Raw genomic sequence first — 9766 nt, forward strand, 5'->3', positions numbered from 1 at the left:
GCCAGGTTCTGGACACGCGCGCACGGCACAATTAGCTCGGCGCCGCCCGTGCGCCTCGGAGCCATCATGAACGACACCGCGCGAGCCGCCCCGACGCCTCGTCGCACCGCGACATCCGCCCCATCCCGGTCCCACACCCCCTGGTGGATTTGGACGCTCGCCGCCGTCGGCGTGCTCGGTCTGCTCGCCTTCACGATCGTGATCGGCATCATGGCGGTACCGGCGGCCCTCGCCAACCTGCGCACCCAGGTGGCCAGCGTGCACAGTCCCCTCGTCCTCGGGTCGGGACCGACCTCCGTCGAGGTGGTTGTTCCGGACGGATGGCTCATCACCCGCCCGGACGACTCCCACGCCCTCATCACGACTCCTGACGGCGGCATGACCGTCGATGTCGACCTGGACGCCGAGGCTCCCGCGGACGCGGCAACCACGGCCGGGGTCGCGTCTCCGCTTGTCGAGGTGCTCGCATCCGGGTTGACCGCCGCGCACGGGTCACCCGTCCCGACGTCCGAGGGCGACCCCGCCGACGTGCCCGCCCTCGTCGCTGCCGTTGGCCCTGTGGCCGGCGGCTCGATCGTGTTCTCGGTCTCGACTGCCGACCTCGACCGCTATCGGCCGGCCCTGGCGAACCTGCTCGAAGGAGTGCGCCCGTGACGACCTCGCCCGCGCGTGCGGTACGCCCCGCAGCGACCGTTGCCGCTCTCGCTGTCGCATCCGTGCTCGTCGCGGGTTGCGCGCCGGCCGTCGATGCCAGCTGGACGCCGCCGATGTGGCCGGCGACGACCCTGCAGGTCGTCGAGGAAGAGCCCGCCGCGCTGAGCGCGGAACCCGGGCAGCCGCTGGCCGCCCACGTCTCGCCCGAGCGGATTCGGCAGGACGGCGTCGGGATCCAGGCACGGTACGCGCTGCTGCCCGGCGTCGGGGCGTTCAACGACGCGGTCAGGGCCGCCATCCGCACCGCGGTCGGCGCGCGCCAGGATGCCACCGGCGCGACCTACAGCCCGCAGGCGGGGGCCGTCGGTGCGGGCCTCGCGGACAGGTCCTGTCGCCCCGGTTCAACCGCAGCACCCGCCGCGCAGCTGTTGGCCGACCCGGCACTTGCCGGACCCATCGTGGGCGGCGGTTCGGCGACGGTCGTCTGCGACGTGGTGTGGGCGGCGGGAAGCATGTTCGGGCAGCGCCTGCGCACCCTGATCTCGCAGGCTGACGGCGTGGTCGCCGACAGCGTCGAGACCCTCTACGCCGACACCGCCACCGGGGAAGTCGCCACGGCTGCGCAGCTGTGGACGACGGATGCTGCGGCAGCGCTGGCCGACGAGGTCTTCGAGGGGCTGCGCCGCGCGGCGGGTTCCCTCTCGCTCGCGCCGCTGGCAGACCCGTCCGCCCTCGAACGGCTGGCAGGCGCGCTCGCCACCACTGTGCCCTCACCCCAGGGCGGTATGCAGTTCACGATCCCGGCGGGTTTCACCACCGACGCGCTCGCTGCTCTCGGCATCCCGCCCACCGATGCTGCCCGGACGATCCTCGTCCCTGCCGCGCGAGCCGACCCGCTGCTCACAGACCTCGGCCGGCGGTTGCTGGCCTCCGCCGGGCAGCCGTACTCGGGCCCGAGTGTGCAGAAGCCCGGGGATGTGCCGGTCGACTGTTCGCTGACGCCGTGCGTCGCCCTCACCTACGATGACGGCCCGAGCGATCTCACTCCCGGGGTGCTGGACGCTCTCGCCGCCCACCGCGCTGGCGCAACGTTCTTCGCGATGGGAGAGAAGGCGAAGGCGTATGCGGGGACCCTGCAGCGGATGGTCGCCGAGGGTCATCTGGTCGGGAACCACAGCTGGAACCATCCGGCCCTGACCACGCTCACGGATGCTCAGATCCGGGCGCAGCTGCGCGATACGACGGCTGCGCTGGAGGCGGCGTCCGGTCAGGAGATCACGACCTTCCGCCCGCCGTACGGCGACTACAACTCGCGCGTCCTCGCGGTCGCGGGCATGCCCGCCATCCTGTGGGACGTCGACACCGAGGACTGGAAGGGCCCCGCTGACGACGTGCTCATCGAGCGTGCGGTGACGCAGCCGCGGCCGGGATCGATCGTGCTGCAGCACGACATCCACCAGAACACCGGGCGCACGGTGGGGGCGGTCTGCGACGGGCTCCTCGACCGCGGATTCACGATCGTGACGGTCCGGGACCTGTTTCACGGCGCGGTCCCGACATCCGGGGCGTGGCGCAGCGCTCGGTGAGTCGACCGGCAGCGGGCGCGCTGATCGGTAAGGTCGAACCCGCATGAACCGGGTCATCGTCTTCCTTCTCGCGGCGTTCGACGCGCTCGTCACCGTCGCGGCCGGGGTGGCGGTCGTCCTCGCCCCCGCTACCCTCGTGTGGGTCGTCGGATTCGGTGGTGCCGCGCCGTGGGATGCGCTGTGGCCGACGGCGGCGATGGTGTGGCAGCTCGGTCACGTCGTGCCGCTGGAGATCACACTGCCGGCCGACTACGTCGGGGCCGTCGGCATCGATCCGGATGCGGCGAGCTTCACGCTCTCGCTCGCGCCGCTGGCGTTCGCGGCCTTCGCCGCGGTCTCGGCAGCCCGATCGGGTCGCCGCGCGTCGCGCTCCGGCGCTGCGTTCACCGGCGCAGCCGGGGGCGCTCTCGCGTATGCCGCGGCGGCCGCGGGCATCGCTCTGACCGCCGGCAATCAGGTTGCGGCGACCTCGCTGACCGAAGCGATCCTCTTCCCGGCGCTGGTGTTCGCCGTTCCCGCGCTCCTGGGAGCCATCGTCACCGAATGGCAGGATGCCGATCGCGGGCTCATCGCGGCGGTGCGCGAGCGAGTCGAGGACCTGCCCGAGGATTGGTCTCGAACGCCGACCATCATCGTCCGCACGGGCGCGATCGCGACCGTCGGGATCGTCGGTGTGGCCGCACTCGCCACCGCTGTCGCGATCTTCGCGCGTGGCTCCCAGATCGTCGGTCTGTACGAGGCCTCCCACGTGGATGTCCTCGGTGCCGTCGTCCTCACGCTCGGGCAGCTGCTCTACCTGCCGACACTCATCGTGTGGGCGCTCGCGTTCGTCGCGGGCCCGGGTGTCTCGCTCGGGGTGGGGTCGACGGTCGCGCCGTCCGGAACCACCACCGGCGTCCTGCCGGGTGTGCCCTTGATCGGGGCGCTCCCCGAGTCGACGTCGCCGTGGCTGCTGCTGCTCGTGCTCCTGCCCCTCGGCATCGGGGCCTTCGCCGGGTGGGTCGCCCGGTCGTTGTACTCGGCGGATGCCGAACGCCTCCCGGTCCGCATTGTCACGACACTGGGGATCGCCGTCGTCGCTGCCGCATCTGCGGCAGTCCTCGCGGGGCTTGCGTCCGGTTCGCTCGGGCCGGGGACGCTGGCGCGGGTCGGACCAGAGCCGGGCCCCGTGGCCCTGGCCATCGGCCTCGAGATCGGCGTGGGTGCGGCGATCCTGCTGCTCTCTCCGCGTCGGCGAGTCCGCGAGGACACCGTCGCCCCCGACCTCGCCGCAACAGTGCAGGGGCCCTCGGTAGACTGAACCGGTGCTCACCGTCGCCGTTCTCATCTCCGGCGCCGGATCCAACCTCCGGGCGCTGCTCGAGGCGGCGAACGAGCCCGACTACCCGGCACGAATCGTCGTCGTCGGCGCTGATCGCGACGCTGACGGCCTCTCGCACGCCGAGGCCTTCGGCATCCCCTGGTTCTTCGTGCCCTACGACGAATACCCGAACCGCGAGGCGTGGGGCGAAGCGTTGCGCGACCAGCTCGCGGCGTGGCAGCCGGATCTGATCGTGCTCAGTGGTCTGATGCGGCTGCTGCCGGCCGCGGTGCTCGAGCCCTGGGCGCCGCGCATCATCAATACGCACCCCGCGTACCTCCCCGAGTTCCCGGGGGCCCACGGCGTCCGCGATGCCCTGGCGGCGGGTGTGGCCCAGACGGGCGCCAGCGTCATCGTTGTGGATGCGGGCGTTGACACCGGCCCGATCCTTGCGCAGGAGCGCATCGCCGTGTTGCCCGGTGACGACGAGGCGAGCCTCCATGAGAGGATCAAGCCGGTCGAACGGCGACTCCTGATCGATGTCGTCCGGCGCATCGCGGACGGCGAGATCAACCTTTCCGCCCCGTGACCTGCGTCGTGGATCTCGTACCCGAGGCCGACGACCACCCGAATTCACAGCTTCCCCACAACCCGTGCCCCCGGCCCAGAGCCCTGACAGCGAGGAGACCTGATGGCAGGCCCCAGCCACGACCCGTCCCTGTACCGCGACCGCGACGTCGTGCCCGTCCGACGGGCGCTGGTCTCGGTCAGCGACAAGTCCGAACTCCTCACCCTGGCGACCGCTCTTGCCGAGGCCGGTGTCGAGATCGTCTCGACCGGGTCGACCGCCGCGACCATCCGTGATGCCGGGTTCGCCGTCACCGACGTCGCGACCGTCACGGGCTTTCCCGAATCCCTCGACGGTCGGGTCAAGACGCTGCATCCCGCCGTGCACGCGGGGCTTCTCGCCGATCTCCGCCTCGCACACCACGAGAACCAGCTCGCCGATCTGGGCATCCAGCCGTTCGAACTGGTGGTCGTGAACCTCTATCCCTTCGTCGAGACCGTCGCCTCGGGTGCTCAGGGCGACGACGTCGTGGAGCAGATCGACATCGGCGGTCCGGCGATGGTGCGCGCCTCGGCGAAGAACTACGCGAACGTCGCGATCGTGGTTTCACCGGAGTCGTACGGGTCGGTCATCGAGTCGATCCGTGCGGGGGGGACGACCCTCGCGCAGCGCCGTGAGCTGGCGGCGCGGGCATTCGCCCACACGGCCGAGTACGACCGCGCCGTGGCGACGTGGTTCGCCGACGAGACGCTCGGGGAGGATGTCGACCTTCCGGCGCACCTGACGATCCGCGCCGAGCGCCTCGCGACGTTGCGCTACGGCGAGAACATGCACCAGCGCGCGGCAATCTACACCCGCACGGGGGGTCACGGTATCGCCCAGGCGACCCAGCTGCAGGGCAAGGACATGTCCTACAACAACTACGTCGACGCGGATGCCGCGCTCCGGGCCGCCTTCGACCTGGTCAAGCCCGCTGTCGCGATCATCAAGCACGCGAATCCGTGCGGCATCGCCATCTCGGCACCCAACGCGCTCGATCCGATCGCCAGCGCCCACCTGCGGGCGCACGCGTGCGACCCGGTATCCGCGTTCGGTGGTGTCATCGCCGCCAACCGCAAGGTGACGTTGAAGATGGCCGAGAACCTGCGCGACATCTTCACCGAGGTGATCGTGGCGCCGGACTTCGAGCCGGAGGCTCTGGAGGTGTTCCGACTCAAGAACAACCTGCGGGTTCTCAAGCTGCCCGACGACTGGAAGCAGGAGCCGATGGACGTGCGCCTGATCTCGGGCGGACTCCTGCTGCAGGACGCGGACCGGTTCCCCGACGACATCGAATCGGTCGCCACCGACTGGGAGCTCGTCTCCGGTGAACGGCCGGATGCAGCCACGATGACCAACCTGATCTTCGCGTGGAAGACCTGCCGCGCCGTGAAATCCAACGCGATCGTGCTGGCGAAGGACTCTGCGACCGTGGGTATCGGCATGGGGCAGGTCAACCGCGTCGACTCGTGCCGACTCGCCGTCGAGCGCGCGGGAGACCGTGCGGCGGGGTCGGTGGCGGCATCCGATGCCTTCTTCCCGTTCGCCGACGGCCCGCAGGTGCTCATCGACGCGGGCGTCTCGGCGATCGTGCAGCCCGGCGGTTCGGTGCGTGACGAAGAGGTCGTCAAGGCGGCACGGGATGCCGGCATCACGATGTTCTTCACCGGAGAGCGCCACTTCTTCCACTGAGCGGGCCGCGGGCGCTTTTCACTGAGCGGGCCGCGGGCGCTTTTCACTGAGCGGGCCGCGGGCGCTTTCCATTGAGCGGGCCGCGGGCGCTTTCCACTGAGCGGGCCGCGGGCTCCTCGACCCGCGGCGCACCCCGCTCGTTCAGGGTCTGCCGTAGGTCTCCAGCCATCGCAGCCACACTTCGCTGACGGTCGGATACGCGGGAACCGCGTGCCACAGCCGTGCCAGGGGCACTTCGCCGACGATCGCGATCGTCGCCGAGTGCAGCATCTCCGCGACATCCGGACCCACGAACGTGGCGCCCACGAGGACGTCGCGGTCGCGGTCGACGACGGCGCGGGCACGGCCGCGGTAGTCATCCGATGTCGTCGCGGCGCCGGCGACCCAGGAGAGGTCGTAGTCGAGAACCCGGATGTTGATCCCGGCCGCCTCGGCCCGTTCGGCGGTGAGTCCCACCGACGCGACCTCGGGGTCGGTGAACGTCACCTGGGGGACGTGATCGTGGTCGGCGGTGGCCACATGGGTGCCCCATCGCGAGGTGTCGACGGGTCTGCCCTGGGCCCGGGCGGCGATGACATCACCCGCCGCCCGGGCCTGGTACTTGCCCTGGTGGGTCAGAAGCGCGCGATGGTTCACATCGCCGACGGCGTAGAGCCAGTCGGTGTCTTTCACAAGCATCGTGTCGTCGACGTCGAGCCAGTCGCCCGGGGCGAGACCGACGGCCTCAAGGCCGAGGTCCGCCGTGCGCGGAACCCGGCCGGTGGCGACCAGCACCTCGTCGGCGGTGACCGAGGTGCCGTCCGAGAGCGTGAGCGTGCGCCCTGCGGGGCCGCGCGACGCGGAAACCACATCGACACCGGTGAGCACGCGCGCGCCCTGCGCGGTGAGGGCCTCGCCGACCATCTCGCCCGCGAACGGTTCCATGCCCCCCAACAGCCCGGACCGCGCGATCAGCGTCACGTCGGTGCCGAAGCTCGCGTATGCCGTTGCCATCTCGCAGCCCACGACGCCGCCGCCGATGATCGCGAGGGACGCGGGAGCGGATGCCGCGCTGGTGGCTTCGCGGCTGGTCCACGCTCCGATCTGCGCGAGCCCCGGCGTAGCCGGAAGCAGCGCGGCCGACCCCGTGCAGACCGCGACGGCGTGGATGGCGATCAGATCGACGACCTCCCCGCCCGGGCCGGTGACCTCGACCCGCTTGCGGCCGGCGATCCGCGCGTGTCCGCGGACGAGGTCGATGCCCGCGCTCTCGAGCCACTCGACTTGCGAGGTGTCCGTCCAGTCGTGGGTGATGCGCGTGCGGCGCGCCAGGGTCGCCGCGACATCAACGTCGCCGGTCACCGCCTGGGCGGCCCCGTCGACTGCCCGCGCTGCGCGCACAGCCGCGCCGCTGCGCAGCAGCGCCTTGGACGGCATGCACGCCCAGTACGAGCACTCCCCGCCCACGAGTTCACTCTCGACGATGGCGACCCGCAGGCCCCCCTGCACGGCTCGGTCGGCGACGTTCTCGCCGACGGGGCCCGCCCCGATCACAACCAGGTCATACTCCTGCGCGCTCATGGGCCTACGCTAGCCCGAGCGTCCCGCCCTGTCGCGGCTCTCCCGGTCCGAGCGCGACACTCGCGCGGCAGGAGGCGATCGCGCGAGGTCGGGGAGGGGGGATGCTGCCGTGTCTGTTTTCCGCCAGTGGGGACCTGTACGGCGTGGCAGTCTGGACGCATGCTGTCGATGACCTTCGAGGAACGGTACGCCGCGATCCAGTCGCGCGACGGCCGTTTCGATGGTCAGTTCGTGACGGCGGTTCGTTCCACCGGAATCTACTGCCGGCCCAGTTGTCCGGCCCGCACCCCGAAGCCGGCGAACGTCACGTTCTATCCGACGAGCGCGGCGGCCCACGAGGCCGGCTACCGGGCCTGCAAGCGCTGCCTGCCCGAGGCGGCACCCGGCTCGCCGGAGTGGGACATCCGCGGGGATCTCGCGGCGCGCGCGATGCGCCTGATCGCCGATGGGGTGATCGAGCGGGAGGGCGTCCCGGGTCTGGCGCGCCGCCTCGGCTACTCGCCGCGGCATCTCACGAGGATCCTGACCGCGCAGCTCGGCGCGGGCCCCCTCGCGCTCAGTCGCGCGCAGCGCGCGCACACGGCACGGATGCTGCTCGTGGGCACCGCGATGTCGGCATCCGACATCGCCTTCGCCTCCGGGTTCGCGAGCGTGCGGCAGTTCAACGACACGATCCGGGAGGTCTTCGGGTTGACCCCCCTCGAGTTGCGCGCCCGTCGCGGGGGAGCCGGGTCACCCGCCGGGGTCATCGATCTCGCGCTTCCGGTGCGGGAGCCCTTCGATGCGGCGGGGCTGTTCGCGTGGATGAGCGCGCGAGCGCTCCCGAGCGTCGAATCGGCGAGTGAAACATCCTTCGCGCGCACGGTACGACTCGCGTCGGGACCCGGCAGGTTCGAGGTCACGACCGATCCCGGCGGCGCCGTGCGGCTGCGGGCTACCGTGACCGCGCTCTCCGACCTTGCGGCACTCGTCGCCCGGGTGCGGCGCATCTTCGACCTCGACGCAGATCCCCTCGCCATCGACGCCGCGCTGTCTCGGCATCCGGAGCTCGCCCCTCGGGTCCGCCGGATTCCGGGCATCCGCGTGCCCGGTGCTGCCGATCCTCACGAGATGCTCATCCGCGCGATGGTCGGCCAGCAGATCAGCGTCGCCGCCGCCCGAACCGCCCTGTCCGCGCTGGCAGACGCGCTGGGCGAGGAGGTCCCGGGCCCCGAGGGTATGACGCGGCTGTTTCCGACGATGGCGGCGATCGCCGAGCACGGCGCCGAGGTGCTCCGAGGCCCGCGCGCCCGCATCCGCGCCATCGTCGGCGCCGCGGAGGCGCTGGCCGAGGGCCGGCTCACCCTGACGATCGCCGACGACGGCGTGCAGCAGCGCCGTGCCCTTCTTGCCCTACCCGGGGTCGGTCCCTGGACGGCCGACTACGTGCGGATGCGGGTGCTCGGCGATCCGGACGTCTTCCTGCCCACCGATGTCGCGGTTCGCGCCGGCGCGACCGCGCTCGGCATCGGGCCCGCGCACCTCGAGGGGTGGGCGGGAACCGTCGCGCCCTGGCGGAGTTACCTGAGCGCGCACCTGTGGCGCGCGGCGCCGCCCCGCCCCACCCGGACTCCCGCATCCCGCCCCGCCCGGCGGCGCGCGACACCCGCGATCACGACCCCGTCTGCTCCGGTACGGAGCGCACCCGCAGAGGAGATCCCCGCATGACCGACACCGCTGTGCTCGAGGTCGTCGACACCCCCGACGGGCCGTTCGCGATCCTCACGACCGAAGACGGCGTCGTGATGTCGTCGGGATGGACCGACTCGCCGCAGCGGATCGTCGAGCGTATCCGCCGGGACCGACGACCCGACCGCGTGCGCCCGGGCAGAACGGATGCGGCATCCGTTGTCGGCGACTACTACGCGGGTGACCTCGCGGCGATCGACGCCGTGAGGGTCAGGCAGTTCGGCACGCCGGGCCAGCTCGCAGGATGGGCGGCCCTGCGCCGGATCCAGCCCGGCGCGCCCCTGTCGTACGCCGCCTTCGCGACAGTGCTCGGGCAGCCGTCCGCGGTGCGGGCTGCGGCATCCGTCTGCGCCCGGAACGCCCCCGCGCTGTTCGTCCCGTGCCACCGCGTGCTGCGTACCGACGGGAGCCTCGGCGGCTTCGCGTGGGGTCTCGACGTGAAGCGGTCCCTCCTGTTTCGCGAAGACCCGTCCTTGCTTTCCGCGGACTCACCGGCCTAACCTGGAGGGCTGCCGCGTCGCGCGGGGCCCATCACGCCAAGGAGGATGCCATGTATCAGGTCGCACTCGTCGCGAGCATCGCCGTCCTCACCGCCTCCGTGCCTGCGCCCGGCGCGCGCCGCGGATTCACCGCGACGCC

8 protein-coding genes are annotated in these 9766 nt (G+C 71.7%); 7 read left to right on the forward strand and 1 reads right to left on the reverse strand.

All coding sequences use genetic code 11. From position 1 onward, the window contains the following. Positions 1-66 precede the first annotated feature (66 nt). From AC3ENO_RS11205 to purH, 5 genes are all read left to right on the forward strand, one after another. Positions 67-654 carry a hypothetical protein gene (locus AC3ENO_RS11205; protein WP_434970699.1) on the forward strand — a complete coding sequence of 196 codons (588 nt, stop codon included), beginning with the start codon at positions 67-69 and terminating at the stop codon, positions 652-654. Continuing rightward, on the forward strand, positions 651-2240 hold the full coding sequence (locus AC3ENO_RS11210; protein ID WP_434970700.1) for a polysaccharide deacetylase family protein: 1590 nt from the start codon (positions 651-653) through the stop codon (positions 2238-2240). The genes AC3ENO_RS11205 and AC3ENO_RS11210 overlap by 4 nt, the downstream gene beginning before the upstream one ends. Positions 2241-2283: 43 nt before the next feature. After that, positions 2284-3540 (forward strand): cell division protein PerM, encoded by a 1257-nt coding sequence (locus AC3ENO_RS11215; RefSeq protein ID WP_434970701.1) that lies wholly within the window; start codon positions 2284-2286, stop codon positions 3538-3540. A 4-nt stretch (positions 3541-3544) separates the two neighbouring features. Next, positions 3545-4129 carry a phosphoribosylglycinamide formyltransferase gene (gene purN / locus AC3ENO_RS11220; protein WP_434970702.1) on the forward strand — a complete coding sequence of 195 codons (585 nt, stop codon included), beginning with the start codon at positions 3545-3547 and terminating at the stop codon, positions 4127-4129. A gap of 102 nt (positions 4130-4231) precedes the next feature. Next, on the forward strand, positions 4232-5839 hold the full coding sequence (purH, locus tag AC3ENO_RS11225; RefSeq protein ID WP_434970703.1) for a bifunctional phosphoribosylaminoimidazolecarboxamide formyltransferase/IMP cyclohydrolase: 1608 nt from the start codon (positions 4232-4234) through the stop codon (positions 5837-5839). Between the two features lie 141 nt (positions 5840-5980). On the opposite strand, the gene AC3ENO_RS11230 is transcribed toward purH, so the two are convergent. Beyond that, a complete protein-coding gene (locus tag AC3ENO_RS11230; RefSeq protein ID WP_434970704.1) occupies positions 5981-7399 on the reverse strand; it encodes a dihydrolipoyl dehydrogenase family protein in 1419 nt (472 codons plus the stop codon). Between the two features lie 168 nt (positions 7400-7567). Here AC3ENO_RS11230 and AC3ENO_RS11235 point away from each other — a divergent pair, with 168 nt between their 5' ends. Further along, entirely contained in the window at positions 7568-9106 is a 1539-nt protein-coding gene (locus tag AC3ENO_RS11235) for an AlkA N-terminal domain-containing protein (RefSeq protein ID WP_434970710.1), read from the forward strand. Next, positions 9103-9627, forward strand: a complete 525-nt coding sequence (locus tag AC3ENO_RS11240; RefSeq protein WP_434970705.1) for a methylated-DNA--[protein]-cysteine S-methyltransferase — start codon at positions 9103-9105, stop codon at positions 9625-9627. Before AC3ENO_RS11235 ends, AC3ENO_RS11240 begins: the two co-directional genes overlap by 4 nt. Positions 9628-9766 lie beyond the last annotated feature (139 nt).

The sequence above is a fragment of the Microbacterium sp. bgisy207 genome (assembly GCF_057706855.1).